General features: G+C 66.2%; 16 protein-coding genes. 8 read left to right on the top strand and 8 right to left on the bottom strand.

The window, feature by feature from the left end; all coding sequences use genetic code 11:
• Positions 1-2: 2 nt before the first annotated feature.
• From P9A16_RS31305 to P9A16_RS31295, 3 genes are read right to left on the bottom strand one after another with little or no spacing between them, the layout of a single operon-like run.
• Positions 3-836, bottom strand: coding sequence for an ABC transporter permease (locus tag P9A16_RS31305; RefSeq protein WP_023516680.1), 834 nt, complete (start codon positions 834-836; stop codon positions 3-5).
• Positions 833-1,774, bottom strand: coding sequence for an ABC transporter permease (locus P9A16_RS31300; protein WP_023516681.1), 942 nt, complete (start codon positions 1,772-1,774; stop codon positions 833-835). Before P9A16_RS31300 ends, P9A16_RS31305 begins: the two co-directional genes overlap by 4 nt.
• A complete protein-coding gene (locus tag P9A16_RS31295; protein WP_023516682.1) occupies positions 1,756-2,940 on the bottom strand; it encodes a C45 family autoproteolytic acyltransferase/hydolase in 1,185 nt (394 codons plus the stop codon). Before P9A16_RS31295 ends, P9A16_RS31300 begins: the two co-directional genes overlap by 19 nt.
• Before the next feature lie 133 nt (positions 2,941-3,073).
• Here P9A16_RS31295 and P9A16_RS31290 point away from each other — a divergent pair, with 133 nt between their 5' ends.
• Positions 3,074-3,994 (top strand): GntR family transcriptional regulator, encoded by a 921-nt coding sequence (locus P9A16_RS31290; protein ID WP_023513555.1) that lies wholly within the window; start codon positions 3,074-3,076, stop codon positions 3,992-3,994.
• A gap of 24 nt (positions 3,995-4,018) precedes the next feature.
• Here P9A16_RS31290 and P9A16_RS31285 read toward each other — a convergent pair whose 3' ends face one another.
• From P9A16_RS31285 to P9A16_RS31275, 3 genes are read right to left on the bottom strand one after another with little or no spacing between them, the layout of a single operon-like run.
• Positions 4,019-5,098 carry an ABC transporter substrate-binding protein gene (locus P9A16_RS31285; protein WP_023513556.1) on the bottom strand — a complete coding sequence of 360 codons (1,080 nt, stop codon included), beginning with the start codon at positions 5,096-5,098 and terminating at the stop codon, positions 4,019-4,021.
• Positions 5,095-6,483, bottom strand: coding sequence for a sensor histidine kinase (locus P9A16_RS31280; protein WP_023513557.1), 1,389 nt, complete (start codon positions 6,481-6,483; stop codon positions 5,095-5,097). Before P9A16_RS31280 ends, P9A16_RS31285 begins: the two co-directional genes overlap by 4 nt.
• Positions 6,480-7,151: a response regulator transcription factor gene (locus P9A16_RS31275; RefSeq protein ID WP_023513558.1), complete on the bottom strand. Its 672-nt coding sequence runs from the start codon at positions 7,149-7,151 to the stop codon at positions 6,480-6,482. The genes P9A16_RS31280 and P9A16_RS31275 overlap by 4 nt, the downstream gene beginning before the upstream one ends.
• Before the next feature lie 227 nt (positions 7,152-7,378).
• Here P9A16_RS31275 and P9A16_RS31270 point away from each other — a divergent pair, with 227 nt between their 5' ends.
• From P9A16_RS31270 to P9A16_RS31260, 3 genes are all read left to right on the top strand, one after another.
• Positions 7,379-8,353 carry a Bug family tripartite tricarboxylate transporter substrate binding protein gene (locus tag P9A16_RS31270; protein ID WP_023513559.1) on the top strand — a complete coding sequence of 325 codons (975 nt, stop codon included), beginning with the start codon at positions 7,379-7,381 and terminating at the stop codon, positions 8,351-8,353.
• 89 nt (positions 8,354-8,442) lie between these two features.
• Entirely contained in the window at positions 8,443-8,898 is a 456-nt protein-coding gene (locus P9A16_RS31265) for a tripartite tricarboxylate transporter TctB family protein (protein ID WP_023513560.1), read from the top strand.
• A gap of 31 nt (positions 8,899-8,929) precedes the next feature.
• The gene (locus tag P9A16_RS31260; RefSeq protein WP_023513561.1) at positions 8,930-10,444 is read left to right on the top strand and encodes a tripartite tricarboxylate transporter permease; all 1,515 of its coding nucleotides are present in this window, start codon (positions 8,930-8,932) and stop codon (positions 10,442-10,444) included.
• 46 nt (positions 10,445-10,490) lie between these two features.
• Here the strand turns inward: P9A16_RS31260 and P9A16_RS31255 are convergent, their stop codons facing one another.
• On the bottom strand, positions 10,491-10,982 hold the full coding sequence (locus tag P9A16_RS31255; RefSeq protein WP_023513562.1) for an Lrp/AsnC family transcriptional regulator: 492 nt from the start codon (positions 10,980-10,982) through the stop codon (positions 10,491-10,493).
• 130 nt (positions 10,983-11,112) lie between these two features.
• On the opposite strand from P9A16_RS31255, the gene P9A16_RS31250 reads away from it, so the two are divergent.
• Positions 11,113-11,529: a DUF2000 domain-containing protein gene (locus P9A16_RS31250; protein ID WP_023513563.1), complete on the top strand. Its 417-nt coding sequence runs from the start codon at positions 11,113-11,115 to the stop codon at positions 11,527-11,529.
• Here the strand turns inward: P9A16_RS31250 and P9A16_RS31245 are convergent.
• On the bottom strand, positions 11,492-12,145 hold the full coding sequence (locus tag P9A16_RS31245) for a TetR/AcrR family transcriptional regulator (protein WP_023513564.1): 654 nt from the start codon (positions 12,143-12,145) through the stop codon (positions 11,492-11,494). The two genes, P9A16_RS31250 and P9A16_RS31245, sit on opposite strands and share 38 nt — an antisense overlap.
• A gap of 99 nt (positions 12,146-12,244) precedes the next feature.
• Between P9A16_RS31245 and P9A16_RS31240 the strand changes: the two genes are divergently transcribed.
• The 3 genes from P9A16_RS31240 (at position 12,245) to P9A16_RS31230 (ending at position 16,256) form a co-directional block, all read left to right on the top strand.
• A complete protein-coding gene (locus tag P9A16_RS31240; RefSeq protein WP_023513565.1) occupies positions 12,245-12,985 on the top strand; it encodes an SDR family NAD(P)-dependent oxidoreductase in 741 nt (246 codons plus the stop codon).
• 192 nt (positions 12,986-13,177) lie between these two features.
• Positions 13,178-14,143: a sugar-binding transcriptional regulator gene (locus tag P9A16_RS31235; protein WP_023513566.1), complete on the top strand. Its 966-nt coding sequence runs from the start codon at positions 13,178-13,180 to the stop codon at positions 14,141-14,143.
• Between the two features lie 58 nt (positions 14,144-14,201).
• Positions 14,202-16,256 carry a bifunctional aldolase/short-chain dehydrogenase gene (locus P9A16_RS31230; protein WP_023513567.1) on the top strand — a complete coding sequence of 685 codons (2,055 nt, stop codon included), beginning with the start codon at positions 14,202-14,204 and terminating at the stop codon, positions 16,254-16,256.
• The last annotated feature ends 31 nt before the right edge of the window (positions 16,257-16,287 follow it).

Below are 16,287 nucleotides of genomic sequence, written 5' to 3'. Positions count from 1 at the left end.
GGTCAATCCTGCATCTTGGGGTCGAGCCAGTCGCGCACCGCATCGCCGAGCAGATTCACGCCGAGCAGCGTGATGGAGATGCAGAGGCCGGGCAGGATGATGATATGCGGCGCCTGGTTGATGTAGGGGCGGCCTGTTGAGAGCATGTTGCCCCAGCTCGGCGCCGGTGGCGGCACACCGAGGCCGAGGAAGGAGAGCGCGCTTTCCGACAGGACCACCCAGCCGAACATCGTCGTCGCCAGCACCATGATCGGTGCCAGACAGTTGGGCAGCACATGGCGCAGCATGGTGACGATACCGCTGTTGCCGATCACCTTCGAAGCCTCGACGAATTCCCGCTCGCGGATCGACAGCACCGTGCCGCGCACCACGCGCACGGCGACGGGCATGTAGGCCATGCCGAGGGCCACGATGATGCCGTTGCGGCTGGCGCCGAACACCGCCATGAAGCCGAGCGCGAGCAGAAGGCCGGGAAAGGCGAGCAGCGCATCGTTGACCATCATCAGGATGCGATCCGTCCAGCCACGCAGGAATCCGGCAAGCACACCGAGGATCGTGCCGAAGACGATGGCGAAGACGACGGTGGCGAAGGCGATCCAGGCGCTGGTGCGCGCGCCGTAGACCAGCCGGCTGAGGAGATCGCGGCCGAACTCGTCGGCACCGAGCAGGTGCGCCTCGGACGGGCCTTTGAGGCGCGCCATGAGGTCGAGCTTCAGGGGATCATAGGGCGCAAACAACGGGCCGAAGACCGCGACGAGGAGCAGGAGACCGACGACGAGAATGCCGATCAGGCCGTTGAAACGCAGTGCCGGAAGGCCGAATGCCCGTGCGATCATGCCGTCACCCTTGGATCGAGAAGCGGATAGAGGAGATCGACCAGGAGGTTGACCACCACGTAGAGGAAGGCGGTGAACAGCATGCAGCCCTGCACGACGGGATAGTCGCGGGCATAGATGCCATCCACCAGCAGACGCCCGAGGCCGGGAATGGTGAAGACGGTCTCGATGACGGCGATGTTGGCAAGCAGGCTGCCGAGCACGAGGCCGATCAGCGTCAGGGTGGGCGCGAAGGCGTTCTTGAAGGCGTGGCGCCACATGACGGTCGCCTCGGAAAGCCCCTTGGCCCGTGCGTGGGTGATGTATTCCAGCCGCGCCACCTCGATGGTGCTCGCCCGGGCCATGCGGGTGATCGAACCGGATTCCACCAGAACCAGCGTCACCACCGGCAGAATGATGTAGAGCAGCGCGCCGCCGAAATCGCGGCTGAAGGGCACGTAGCCGACAACAGGCAGCCAGCCGAGCTGCAGGCCGAAGATCAGGAGCAGCATCAGCCCCAGCCAGAAACTGGGAATGGAGAGCAGCAGCGTCGAGGTGGCGATGACGGCGATGTCTCCGGCCCGGTTCTGCCGCCAGGCCGCGAACATGCCCGCCGGCACCGCGATCAAGGTCGCGAAGAAGACGGCCACGAGGACGATGGTGGCCGAGACGGAGAAACGGTCCAGCATCAGCGGCAGCACGGGTTGGCGCGTCGAGATCGACTGGCCGAAATCGCCGGTCAGCACGTCGCCGAGCCAGTAGAGATATTGCACGGCGATGGGCCGATCGAGGCCCATTTCGGCGCGCAGCGCCTCTAGCTGGCCAGGCTGGGCGAGGTCGCCCAGCATCAGCGCCGCAGGGTCGCCGGGGATCGCCCGCATCAGCGCAAAGACGGTGATGGAGACGAGAAACAGCGTGGGGATTGCCGTGGCGATGCGGGTCAGGAGGAAGCGGACCATCGTTTCCCCCCGTCGAGCGTTTCATCCTTGAAGCCGGCTGCGCGGGCGAAAGCATCGTCGTCCATTGCCAGTTCATAGCGCGTGAAGGTGCGGTTGATCGCCGGCAGTGGCGCGATCTCCATGACGCCCTTCGCCGGCTCGCAGAGGATCATCGCGACCGTCGCCGAGAGATTGCCGCCATCCTTGGCGAGCGGCGCGCGGCAGACGCAGAAGGGCGCGGCGAAATCGTCGAAGAAGGCGCGCTTCAGATCGTCGACGCCGAGCTTGCCGCCGCCTTCCCGCAGGACCTTCAGGACGCGGTGATCGCGGTAGAGACTGTCCGGCACGTTGGGCAGACCGGTCTCCCTGAGCTTGGAGAGAGCGACAGCGCTCTGCCAGTGGTTGGCATGCACGATCACGCCGTCCTGCGGATAGATCGGGAACGCCTCGTCCGGTGCGCATTCGAGATCGACCGCATAACCTTCGGCCGTGCTCAGCATCATGTTGTTCGAACCGGATTTCGGCGTGATGGCGACGACGCGCAGCGCCATCGCGAAATGCCGCGCCTCCAGCGCCCGACGACGGATGAAGGGCAGCGGAATGCCCATCTCGCGGTAGTCACGGTCGCTTTCGAGATAGTTGGCGGTGATCGTGATGCCGGCGGAATTGAAGCCGCTGCGGGCGAGACCGCCCGCCTCGGTGAAGGTCAGGATATCAGGTCCGTCATCGCGCAGGATGCGCAGCACTACGGACGTGTCGGCGCATTCGGCGCGCCAGTCCCAGTTCTGGCCGTGGATGACCGTGCCGTCGCGCGTCACTTCCGGCAGCAGCACGGCACCGGTGCAACCGTCCGGCTCTTCGTCGGAAACGCCTGCCTCCAACCGTGCAAGCTGCAGCACCTCGGTGCGCGCATTGACCAGCACGACGGCAGACAGACTGACTCCCGCCCCCTCGGCAATGCCCTCCATCTCCGTCACCAGGTCCGGCGCCCAATCACGGATGCGCGGCAGGAAGAGAGTGACGAGACGTTCGATGTCGGCATCGTCGAAGCCGAGCTTGTGGAGCTGACCGGTGTAGAGGCCGGCCGAGAGATGAATACGATCCCGCGCCTTCTCGCCATACATGCGACCGCGCTCCCGCGGCGGACCGCTGATCTCGATGAGGGGGAAAGGGGTGATGTCTGCCATATGCCGCTGCCTCGTTTCCGTCTTTGATTGCAGCTTAATGCATTTTGTGAATATGAAAAGCAGTAAATTTGAAAAATTATCAATTCGCATTGCGTTGTGTTCGCGCTATAATGCAAATGATAGTGAGGGACCCATGGACGATACGGACCTTTCGGACGCCGAACACACGGACGGCCCCAGCATCTTGCAGCTCGATCTGGCCCGCCGGATCATCGACCGGATCCGCGATGCGGACCTGACGGTCGGCACCCGCATTTCCGCGCCGGAACTGGCGCGGCTCTTCGGCGTGTCGCGCTCGCCAATAGCGGGCGCGCTCGATCTGCTCGTGGAAAAGGGCGTGCTGCAGCCGATGGAAAAGCGGGGCCTGCGCGTGGCGCGCGACGTCTCGACGCTCGACCTTGCCGAAATCCTGCCGGTCTCGCCGATCGAGGACCTCTATCGGCGCATGCTGCGCGAGCGGGCGCAGGATACCCTGCCGCAGGACGTGTCGGAGGCCGAGCTCATGCCGCGTTACGGCGTGTCGCGCGGCACCGTGCGCAAGCTGCTGATGCGCTTCGCCGCCGAGGGGCTGGCGCAGCGCCTGCCCGGCCATGGCTGGCGCTTCGTCGATTCGCTGGTCGGCGACGACGCCTATCGGGAAAGCTACGAGTTTCGCGCCATCGTCGAATGCTCGGCACTGCGCACGCCGCATTTCAAGGTGGACAAGGAGATCGCCGCGCAGATCCGCCGCTCGCACGAGCGCATCATCGACGATCCCGCCAGCCGCTCGGGCAGCGACGAGTGGTTCCGCGTCAATGCCTTCTTCCATGAGAACCTTGCCGGCTTTTCCGGCAACCGGTTCCTCACCGATTCGATCCGCCACCAGAACAACCTGCGCCGCATGCAGGAATCGGCCGCTTTCTTCGAGCTGCCGGCCGAACGCATCGAGCAGTCCTGTCGCGAGCACCTTGCCATTCTCGATGCGGTGGAAAACGGCGACCTCGACTGGGCCGAGGCCCTGCTGCGCCAGCACCTGAAACAGGCGCTGGAATTCGGCACGAGCGAACGCGTCTGATCGTCTCCGGGGAAGCGGCCCCGCTCAGGGCTGCTTGCCCTCCATGACGGTGATCCACTCCTCGGTGAAGCGCTTGTGCTGGGCCTGGTCCTGCGCAGCAAGCAGCGCCGGGCCGATGCGGATCGGCCGGCCGATGCCGGTATCGATGAGCGAGGTCGGACCGTCCACTCCGTAGGGCAGCAGCCCGTTGGCGCTGAAATAGAACGAGGCCTGGCGCGCCTTCTTCTGTCCGCGCTCGGACAGGAGATAATCGAGGAAGGCGCCGGCAAGGCTCTTCTGCCGGGAGGTCGCCGGGATCAGAGCGCCGCGGGAGAGGATGAGCGTGTAGTCCCGCGGCAGGACAAGGCGCAGGTGCGGATCGCGCAGATGCGCGGCATAGGCATAGGAACCGAGCACGTTGTAGGCGATCGCGATGTTGCCGCGGCGCAACTCGTCCAGCACCTCGTTGTTGCAGCAGCGCGTGACCGTCTCCGCCCGGCCGAAGCTCTCCAGCAGGCGGCCATAAGTGGTGGGCGCGACGCGAGAGTCATTATAGGCGAGCAGGTAGCCGATGCCGGAGGCGCGCACATCGTAGGTGCCGACCCGGCCGCGATAGGTTTCGAACTTCTGCCGCAGCAGTTCGGCGAGCTCGTGGTGGCTGCGCGGCACGTCCTCCGGCGGCACCTGCCGCTCGTCGTAGACCATCACGGCCGGTTCGAAGCTGAAGCCGTAGACCTCCTCGCGCCAGTTGGCCCAGGACGGCACCGTTTCCCCGGTGCGATGCGCCACCGCGCAGCCGTCATTGGCAAGCCGCACGAGCTGATCCACCGAAGAGGACAGGAGAAGATCGGCGGCATGCTCGCCGCTCGCGCAGGACGCCTTCGCCTCGCGGAAGAGCTCGTTGGTGAGATAGTCGACATATTCCAGCGTCACCTCCGGACGAAGCGCCCGGAAATCCTCGAGCAACGGCCGCATCGCCTCGATGTCGGTCGCGCCGTGGATGACGAGGCGCGCCCTTTCCGCTGCGGCGGGAAAGACCTGCCGGTCGCCCTCCACCGCGACGGCGGCCCGCGGCAGGAGGAACGGCAGCACCAGAAGCGTGCAGGCAAGCGCCTTGCGGATCATGTCCTGTCCTCCTGATGAAGCGGCAATTCGATGATGGTCGTGAAGCCGCGCCCATCGGCGGCGGCAAGGAAGCGCAGATGGCCGCCGAGCAGGTTCGCCACCTCCGCGGCGATGGCGAAGCCAAGGCCGGAGACATGGCGTTCCGAACGGGAAGAGGCAAAGCGCGTGATGACCTCCGGCCATCGTTCCGGCGGGATGCCGGGCCCGTCGTCTTCGACGGCGAAAAACGCCGTCTCCCCCGTCACCGAGACGCGCACGTCGAGCTTGGCGATGGCGCCGTGGCGCAGCGCATTGTCGATGACGTTGACCATGGCCTCGCGCAGGCTGAGCGCGTCGCCCAGCACGATGACCGGCGCGTCCGGCGCCTCGAAGGCGGCGACGATATCGGGATCGAGGCTGAGCGGCACGGCACGCTTGAAGGCACGACGCGCGACGTCCCTGATATCGATCGGCACGAGCTTTTCCGAATCGAAACGATGGATGACCATGGCGTGGCCGAGCAGCTGGTTTGTGAGGTGCGACAGCTCCTCCACCCGTGCCCGCACCCGCGCCAGATGGTGGCGCCCTTCGTTCGAAAGCCCCTTTTCATCGACGAGGCTGAGCTGGGCAAGCAGGGCCGTCAGCGGCGTGCGGATCTGGTGCGCGCTATCGCCGATGAAGCGATGGAGCAGGCGCATGCGCTCGTCCAGCCGCCGCATGAAATAGTTGATCGAGCCGACGAAGGGCGACAGTTCGCGCGGCACCTCGACAGCCAGCGGCGTCAGGTCCTGCGGCTCCCGGTCGTGCAGCACCCGCGACAGGTCGACGACCGGCCGGAGCGAGAGCCGAAGGGCCAGCGCCGTTGCGAAAAGCGTGGCGCAGGCCATGACCGCGACGAGGATGACCGCCCGCGCCGTCAGTTCCGAGGCGAGCGCCGTGCGCGCCTCGGTCGTCTGCGCGAGGATGATATAGACCCAGCCGCTCAGCGCGGGGTCGGAGACGGCGCGGGCGCCGATCGTCATGCGCACGTCCGTATTGCCGTAGCGCGTCGAGACGAAGACAGGCGCCCGCCGGCTTTCGGCAAGATCTATCGGAGGTTGCAGATCCTCGTAACCGGTCAACGTCTTTCCGTCCGTTCCGACGACGCGGTAGAAGATGCGGTCGCGGGTGGCGAGCCCCAGCAGTTCGAAGGCGGAAGACGGCATGTTGATCTCCAGCGCGCCGTCTTCCACCACCATGTTTTCGGCGATCTGGAAGGCGGCGCCCTGCAGCAGGCGGTCGAACGCCTCGTCCGCCGCGGCCGCCGCGTAGAACCAGGCCGCCGTGACGATGCCGGCGGCACCGAGGAAGAGCACCAGCGCCACGCGCAGCAGCAGGCGTGAGAAGAGCGAGGTTTCCGTCTTCATGGGCCGGCCACCAGCTTGTAACCGAGGCCCCGGACGGTGACGATGACGCTCTCCGCCCCTTCCAGTTTCTTGCGCAGCCTTGCAACGTAGAGTTCTATCGCGTTCTGGTCCGGTGCCTCGTCGAAACCGAACAGGTGGTCGAGCAGTTCCTGCTTGCTGAAGATGCGGCCCGGGCGTGAGGCGAGGATCTCCAGAAGGCTCATCTCGCGGCGCTTCAGCTGGATCTCGCGGTTGCCGATGCGCACGTTGCGGTTCGTCCGGTCGAGCGCCACGTCGCCGCAGGTGATGATGTTGGTCGGCTCGCCGCCGGAGCGCCGACGCATCAGCACGCGGGCCCGCGCCTCCAGTTCGCGGAAATCGAAGGGTTTCACGAGATAGTCGTCCGCGCCGAGATCGAGCGCGCTCACCCGGTCGTCGATTTCCGAACGGGCGGTGAGCACGAGCACCGGCACCGGATTTTTCTGCAGGCGCAGGCGGCGCAGAATCTCGAACCCGTCGAGGCCCGGCAGCATCACGTCCAGGATCACCAGATCGTAGGGCGTGAAATCGAGAATCTCCGAGGCTGCCAGCCCGTCGACCTGCCAGTCGACGCTGTGCCCGATCTGTTCGAAGCGACGGCTGATCGCTTCGCCGACATCGTCGGTGTCTTCCACGAGGAGGATACGCATACGCGTGAGCGTGGCACGCTGAAGGGGGCGCAATCAAGCCGGGCGAGGCATGACAGCGTTGTGACAGGAAAGCGGCGTAGGAAGGATCGCCAGCCGACGGGAGAGACTGTGTCGGCTGCCCGGAGGAGAGTTCCCGTATCGACCGACGCCGCGCCGCGACCACCGCGAGCGCGCACCCGTTCGTGCGCCCATCGCCTCCCCGGAAACCACAACGGGAGAAGCAGACCATGATCCGATCCATCTCGAAACTCCTCGCCGGCGCCGCGCTTGCAAGCCTTGCCGCCATGGCGCCGGCCCTCGCCGAACCCGCCAAGCCGGAATGCCTTGCCGGCGCCAAGCCGGGCGGCGGTTTCGACCTCACCTGCCGGCTGGCCGCCAATGCCCTGCTGGAATCCAAGCAGATCTCGACCCCGATGACGGTGACCTACATGGAGGGCGGCGTCGGTGCGGTCGCCTACAACCACGTCGTCGGCAAGCGCGGCAAGGACGGCAACCTCATCTCCGCCGCCTCTTCCGGCTCGGCGCTCCTGATCGCCCAGGGCAAGTTCGGCCAGCCGGATGAAACCGCGGTGCGCTGGCTCGGTGCGCTCGGTGCGGACTACGGCGTGATCGTCGTTGCCGCCGATTCGCCGCACAAGACGCTGAAGGAACTCGTCGCCGCCTACAAGGCGGACCCGGCCGGCTTTGCCGTGGCCGGTGGCGGCGCCGTCGGTTCGCAGGACTGGATGAAGGGTTCGCTCATCGCCAAGGCGGCCGAGCAGGATCCGAAGACCATGCGCTACGTGGCGCTGGAAGGCGGCGGCGCCGTGCTGACGGCGCTGGAAGGCGGCCATGTGAAGGTCGGCTCCGGCGATGCGGCCGAGATGGTCAAGCACCACGTCGCCGGCAAGGTGCGCATCCTCGCCGTCATGGCGCCGGAACGCCTGCCGGGCGAACTTGCCGGCGTGCCGACCGCCCGCGAACAGGGCTTCGAGATCGATTGGCCGGTCTGGCGCGGCTACTATGTCGGCAAGGATGTTTCCGATGCCGACTACGACTGGTGGGTAAAATCCTTCGAGGCGATGGCCAAGACGCCGGAATTCGCCAAGGAGCGCGATGCCCGCGGCCTCTTCGAGTTCACCCTGATCGGCAGCGCCTTCGATGCCCGCGTCAAGCAGGATGTGGAGCGCTTCAAGGTGCTCGCCAAGGAAGCCGGCATGTAAGGCGGCGCGGCCGTCCCCGTCCGCATCCTCGCGGCGGGGGCGGCCTGCCCCGGACCCGGGCACCCCTTCAGAAAACACGGGAGACCACCATGTCCAACACGGTCGAAAACCGGCGCGTGAGCCGCATCGCGGCGCTCATCCTTCTCGGCATCGCCATCGCCTATGGCGCCGGAGGCGCAACCATCGAATACGCCTTCTCGTCGGATCCGCTGGGGCCGCGTGCGGTTCCGGTCATGCTGGCGGCGCTGCTGGCGGGGCTGAGCCTTCTCTATCTCGTCTGGCCGGGCACCGTGGAGGCGATCCCGGCGGGGCCGGCGCTGCTGCGCGTGCTTGCCATCCCGGCCATCCTCGCGCTCTCGGTCGCGCTGTTCGAACCGCTCGGCTTTGCCGGCTCGACCTTCGTCCTGACCTTCGGCGCGGCGCTCGTCTTCGGCGCACCGCTCAAGCACGCCCTTATCGGCGGTGTCCTCCAGACGCTGCTGTGGTGGACGGTCTTCGCCTATGTGCTCCAGGTCTATCTGCCGACCGGCTCCCTCTTCGGCTGATCGACCGGCCGCGAACTGAAAGGTCATTTTCATGAACCTCGACTATCTCTGGCAGGGTTTCGGCGTCGCCTTGACGTACCAGAACCTCTTGATCGGCTTCATCGGCTGCTTCATCGGCACGCTGGTCGGTGCACTTCCCGCCATCGGCCCGATCAACGGGATCGCCCTTCTCATGCCCATCGCCTACACGATGGGGCTGCCCGCCGAGAGCACGATGATCCTGCTCGCCGCCGTCTATTGCGGGGCGGAATATGGCGGGCGCATCTCCTCGATCCTGCTCAACGTGCCGGGCGATGCCGGCGCCGTCATGACCGCGATGGACGGCTATCCGATGGCCAAGCAGGGCCGCGCCGGCGAGGCGCTTGCCCTTTCCGGCATCGCCTCCTTCGTCGGCGGCATCCTCGGCGTCATCGGCCTTGCCTTCTTCGCGCCGCTGCTGTCCGGCCTTGCCATCGGCTTCGGCCCGGCGGAGTACTTCGTGCTGATGATCTTCGCCTTCGCCACCCTCGGCTCCATGGTCGGCAGCCAACCCGTGAAGACGCTGATCGGCTGCACGCTGGGCCTGATGCTGGCGACCGTCGGCCTCGACGCCACCTCGGGCGCCTACCGCTTCACCTTCAACGAGCCGGAACTCGGCGACGGCATCGAGTTCGTCGTGCTCGTCATCGGCCTGTTCTCCGTGTCCGAGGCGATGCTGATCCTCGAGCATCAGGGCCGTGGCGTCACGGTGGTGCGCGAACTCGGCCGCATGACGGCCCGCATGAGCGACGTGGTGAAGAGCATGGGCGCGACCCTGCGCGGCTCGCTTATCGGCTTCATCGTCGGCGTGCTTCCGGGCACCGGGGCCTCGGTCTCCAGCGCCGTCTCCTACACGACGGAAAAGCGCATCTCCGACCGCGAGGGTACCTTCGGCAAGGGCGACGTGCGGGGCCTCGCCTCGCCGGAGGCCGCCAACAACGCGACCGCGGCGGGCGCCTTCGTGCCCATGCTGACGCTCGGCGTGCCCGGCTCGGGAACGACCGCCGTCATGCTCGGCGCACTGATGCTCTACAACATCCAGCCGGGCCCGATGCTGCTCGTCGAGCGGCCGGAAGTGGTCGGTGGCCTCATCGCCTCGCTCTTCGTCGGCAACTTCATCCTGCTCGCGCTCAACCTGCCGCTGGTCAACATCTTCGCCCGCGTTCTGACCGTGCCGAACTGGCTGCTGGTGCCCGGCATCCTCGTGCTGTCCGTCATCGGCGTCTATTCCACCCATGCCTCGGTCTTCTCGATCTTCCTGATGCTGGGCATCGGTTTTGCCGGCTGGATGCTGCGCAAGGCAGGCTTCGACATGGCGCCGATCATCCTCGGCTTCGTGCTCGGCAATGTGATGGAGGTGAACCTGCGCAATGCGCTGGCGATCAGCGGCGGTGATCCTTCGATCCTGTTCCAGAGCACGATCTCGATCACGCTCTGGATCATGGCCGCCGCCGTCGCGATCCTTCCGCTCCTCCTCTCGCGCCGCCAGAAGGCCCTGCTCTTCAAGCAGGCCGAAGGCGAAGGCTGACGCATGCCCGGACCGGGGCGCGGGACCACCCGCGCCCCGGCAACGCCTACCGGCCGCGGCGCCCGCCCTCGGCAGGTAGCGGCAGGCCACTGAACGGCTTGATTTCCTTGAGGACGAACGTTGTCTGCATTTCCTTGATGCCCGGCAGCCGCCGAACGACACTCATGGCGAAGTCCGAATAGGTGTCGAGATCCTGCGAGACGACCTGCAGCAGGAAATCCGCATCACCCGCAATGCTGTAGCAGGCGACGACGCAATCGAGCTTCATCACCTCGCTGGCGAAGGCCTCCGCCTCCGCCTCGGTATGGCTGTCGATCTTGACGCGGATGAAGGCGAGGACCCCGAGGCCGATCTCCCGCCGCCCCAGCACCGCCATATAGCGCTGGATCACCCCTTCGTCCTCCAGTTGCCGGACACGCCGCCAGCACGGCGAGGCGGACATGCCCACCGCACCCGAAAGCGCCTGGTTGCTCAAGCGCCCGTCCTCCTGAAGCGCTTTGAGGATCTTCACATCCGATGTGGCGAGCGTTTCCGGCATGTTCTGCCTCCTTGTTTGCTTTACAAGGTAGATTCTACCGCAATTTCGATTTCCTCAGCAATATCAGAAAGAACCTGCCCGCCCGCCCCCTGTAGTCTCGCCGGCACTGCAACAGAGGAGAAAAGCCGCCATGCTCGAAGACGTCCGTCTCGCCATCATCGTCAATCCCGACCTGCCGCCGGGCCATCTCGCCAACACGATCGCGGCCGTCTCGATCGGCATGGGGGCGGCGATGCCGGCGCTCGGGGGCCGCCGGCTCACGGACCGGCAAGAGGCGACGATCGACATCAGCTCCAACATGCCCGTACCGGTGCTTCAGGCGGACAGCCGGACGATCGGCACGCTTTTGGCCAAGACGCTGCCACGGCAGGACGGCCGCGTCATCGTCGCCTTCCCGTCCTTTGCGCGCGCGCTGCACAGCTATGCCGACTACGAGGCGACCTTCTCCGAGCGCGACCTTGGCGAGGAGACCATCGACGGGCTGGGGCTCGTCGGCGAAAGCCGATGGATCAAGTCCCTGACGGGTTCCCTGAAGCTGCTTCGCTGACGGCTGTGCCACCGGCGGAGGCGAGATTCTCCCAGCCCGCCATGGCGCAGTCGGCAATGGCCAGCAGCGTCTCGCGGGATACGCCATCCCGCGCCTGGATGGAGAGGCCGTGCTGCACGGTGACCATGTAGGCTGTGATGGCCTCGACATCGGCGGCTGCGGGAAGATCGCCCTCTGCGACCGCCCGTCTCAAGCGCTCCCGCAGCACGGCCGTGGTTGCTGCACGGCGGTGTTTCAGCGTGTCGCATATGGAGGGGCTGGCTCCGTCCATCTGAGGCGCGGACAATACGACCATGCAGCCGCGGCGCTTGTCATCGCTCGCAAAGGCCTCCGCCGTGGCGCGCAGCAGATGCGCACAGGCCGCACGCGCGGTCGGTGCGACGGGCACGCCTTCCCAGATCTCGCTGCCCTCCGTTGTGGAGTAGAGTGCCAGCGCCTCCTGGAACAGTGCTTCCTTGCTGGTGAACGCCGCATAGAGGCTCGGCGAATTGATGCCCATCGCCTCGGTCAGGTCGGCCAGCGAGGTGCGCTCGTAGCCCTTCGCCCAGAACACCTCCATGGCCCTGCGCAGGGCCGCATCCCTGTCGAAAGCCCGGGGTCGGCCACGCAACGCCATTCTCATCTCCTTTTTGTGTCGATCGATAAATAAATCACTTGACGGGCTTCGGCAAGATGATCCAGTAATTATGTATCGATCAACACAGAAAGGTAGGACATGGCAAATCTCGACGGAAAAATCGCTCTCGTTACCGGCGGCAGCAGAGGAATGGGGGCATCGATCGCGCGGCAGCTGGCGCGGGAGGGCGCACGCGTCACCTTCACCTATGCCAGCGCGGAGGCCGCAGCCGCGGCCACCGTCGCGGCCATCGAGGCCGCGGGCGGCAAGGCCGTCGCCATCAAGGCGGACAACAGGGACGCTGCAGCCGTCGCGGCAGCCGTCGATGCAACGGCGAAGGCCGAGGGGCACATCGACATCCTCGTCAACAATGCCGGCATCTTCCAGGCCGCCTCCCTCTCCGATCTGACGCTGGAGGATTTCGACCGCACGATCGACATCAACGTGCGCGCCGTCTTTGTCGCCACCCGGCAGGCCATCGCCCACATGCCCGATGGCGGCCGGATCATCACCATCGGCAGCAACCTGGCACAGCGCGTGCCGTGGCCGGGCATCAGCCTCTATGCGCTGAGCAAAGCCGCGCTGTCGGGCTTCACCCGCGGCATCGCACGCGATCTCGGGCCGCGAGGGATCACCGCCAACATCGTTCATCCGGGCTCCACCGATACGGACATGAACCCCGCAACGGGCGAGACCGCAGATATCCAGCGCGCGGCGATGGCAATCCCGCGCTATGGCAGCCCGGACGACATTGCGGCATTCGTCGCTTGGCTGGCAGGCCCTCAGGCCCGTTCCGTGACGGGCGCCGAACACATCATCGACGGCGGCACCAACGCATAAGGGGGCCCGCCCCTCTCGCAAACGATCGGAACAGCGGAAGCGCCCTGCGCGCTTCCGCTGTTTCTGTTTGTCGGAGGCCGCCCCCCTGCCAAGCCTCACGCATCACGCATCACGCAGGCAGCGTCGCTCCAGCGCATTGACTTTTGTCAGCGACAATGAATAATGTCAAAAGCCCTTCGCGAGAGACCCGCAATGCCCATCCGCGCCAACGACCAGATCATCCACAAGGCCGCCTGGCTCTATTATACGCATGGGCTGCGGCAGGATGAAGTGGCACAGAAGCTGGAAATCTCCCGCGCCTCCATCGCCATGTATCTGCGCAAGGCGCGCGAGATGGGCATCGTCACCATCGCCACCTCGACGGAGCTGTTTTCCGACGACGTCCTCGCCCGCGAGCTGGAGGATGCGACGGGGCTGACGACGGCGTGGCTGGTGCCGGAAGACCGGCAGGCCATGGATCCGGCCGCCGAAATGCCCGTCGTCGCCGCCTCGGTCTTCCTCGAGCTCATCAACAAGGGCGACCGGATCGGCGTCGCCTGGGGCCGTACCGTCTATCACATCGCCGATGTCATGCCCTTCGCCGATCTCAGCGGCGTCACCGTGGTGCAGCTCTGCGGCAATCTCGGCGCGCCCTATTCCTATCGCCCGGACCAGTGCACCACGGAAATCGCCCGCCGCCTCAATGCGGAGGGCATCAATTTCTATGCGCCGCTCGTGCTGTCCTCCGAGCGGCTGGCCGAGGAGCTGCGCGGCGAACCCGTCATCCGGGAGCAGCTCGCGACGATTTCCGACTGCCAGCTCGCGCTCTACTCCGTCGGCGGCATCGAGGATGACAGCCATCTCGTCAAATGCGGCGCGCTCTCGGCCGCCGACATGCATGCGATGGGCGAGCGGGGTGCCGTCGGCGTCATCGCCGGACAACTCATCGACGGCGACGGCCAGTGGATGGACTGCGAACACAACCGGCGCTGCATCTCCGCCGACCTCGCTTCCATCCGCGCGATCCGCAAGCGCATGCTCGTCGTGCAGGAGGACAGTAAATTCGAACCGCTGATGGCGGCGCTGAAGGGCGGCTTCGCTTCGCATCTCATCGTCACCGCATCGATGGCGCGGCGGGTGCTGGATCGCTGGAACCGCGAAGGGCTCGGCAAGGCTTGAGCCAAAAGTTTTGGTCCGCCGATGCCGGCCGGGCCGGTTTATCGGGAGGCTGAACACGATGGAAAATCTCTGGCGCGACGACGAGGCGGAACGGGCCGTCGCCGGCTATGCAGCCAAAGGCATCAACCGGGACCTGGCACTGCGCACCTACACGACGCGGCTGCTCGGCGGCGAGCCGCGGCTCGTGCTGCATGGCGGCGGCAACACCTCCGTAAAGACGGAGATGACGGACCTCGTCGGCGACATCCATGCCGTGCTCTGCGTCAAGGGCAGCGGCTGGGACATGGGCACGATCGAGCCGCCCGGCCTGCCCGCCGTGAAGATCACTCCGCTCCTGAAAAGCCGCAAGCTCGCCAAACTCTCGGACGAGGACATGGTGACGCTGCTGCGCGCCAACCTCATCGATCCCGCCGCGCCGAACCCCTCGGTGGAGGCGCTGCTGCATGCCTTCCTGCCGCACAAATTCGTCGACCACACCCATTCGACCGCCATTCTCGCCATCGCCGACCAGGCGGAAAGCGCGAAAATGTGCGCCGCGCTTTTCGGGAAGAAGATGGGCTTCGTGCCCTATATCATGCCCGGTTTCGCACTCGCCAAGGCGGCCGCCGACGTATTCGACCGCGACCCGACGGTCGAGGGCCTGATCCTCGACAAGCACGGCATTTTCACTTTTGGCGAGACGGCGAAGGAAGCCTATGACCGGATGATCCACTACGTCACGCTGGCGGAGGACCATGTGAAGCGGAACGGCCGCAATCCGTTCACACCAGCCGTCCTACCCGCTGCCCTCGCCGACCCCAATGACATCGCGCCGATGCTGCGCGGCGCCGTCGCCGTCGACAGGGGCGAAGGCCGCTACGACCGCATGGTCAGTGTCTTCCGCGCCTCCCCCGCCATCCTCGATTTCGTCAACGCGACGCAAGTTGCGGACATGGCCGCCCGCGGCGTGTCGACGCCCGACCTTTCGATCCGCATCAAGACGGGCCCGATGGTGCTGCCGGCCCCGGCGAAGGACGATCTTGCCGGCTATCGCGCCGTGATCGACGAACGGGTCGCCGCCTTTGCAGCCGACTATACCGAGTATTTCCGCAGCAACGACGCCCGCGACGACGTCAAGCGCATCATGCTCGATCCGATGCCGCGCCTGACGCTGGTGCCGGGCCTTGGCCTGTTCGGCCATGGCCGCACCTACAAGGATGCGACGATCGCCGTCGATGTCGGCGAGATGTGGATCGAGGCCGCGCGCGACGCGGAAGCCGTTGGCCGCTTCGAGCCGGTGAGCCGACCGGACCTCTTCGACCTCGAATACTGGTCGCTGGAACAGGCAAAACTTGCCGGCGCCAAACCAAAACCCTTCACCGGCCAGGTCGTGCTCGTTACCGGCGGTGCGGGCGCCATCGGTGCTGCGATCGTCAAGGCCTTCGTGGCGGAGGGCGCGCATGCCGTCGTGCTCGACCTCGACGGCGAGAAGGCCGCTGCGGTGGCGAAGGCCGCGGGCAACGGTTCGATCGGCGTTTCTGCCGACATCACCAACCCTGCCTCCGTGCGCGCCGCCTTCGATCAGGCCGTCGCCACCTTCGGCGGCGTCGACATCGTCGTCTCCAATGCCGGCGCCGCCTGGGAGAGCCCGATCGCCACGATGGACGACGCGCTGCTGCGCAAGAGCTTCGAACTCAACTTCTTCGCCCACCAGAGCGTGGCGCAGAACGCCGTGCGCATCATGAAGGCACAGAAGACCGGCGGCGTGCTGCTGTTCAACGCCTCCAAGCAGGCGGTCAATCCGGGCGCGAAGTTCGGCGCCTACGGCCTGCCGAAGGCGGCAACGCTGTTCCTCTCGCGGCAATACGCACTGGAACACGGAGCCGACCACATCCGCGTCAACGCCGTCAACGCCGACCGCATCCGATCGGGCCTGCTCAACGACGAGATGATCGAGAACCGTGCCGCCGCCCGCGGCCTGTCCGTCAAGGATTACATGGGCGGCAACCTGCTCGGCCTCGAGGTGACCGCGGACGACGTCGCCCGCGCCTTCGTGCACCACGCCCTCGCCGAGCGCACGACCGCCGATGTCACCACCGTCGACGGCGGCAATATCGCGGCGGCGATGCGCTGAGTTTCGAGCGGCGCACACAGTCTGCTCCGCC

The sequence above is a fragment of the Shinella sp. 838 genome, assembly GCF_029623935.1.
Taxonomy (GTDB): Bacteria; Pseudomonadota; Alphaproteobacteria; order Rhizobiales; family Rhizobiaceae; genus Shinella.
Note: the sequence above shows the minus strand (reverse complement) of the source record. Positions and strands in the feature narration are given on the sequence as shown.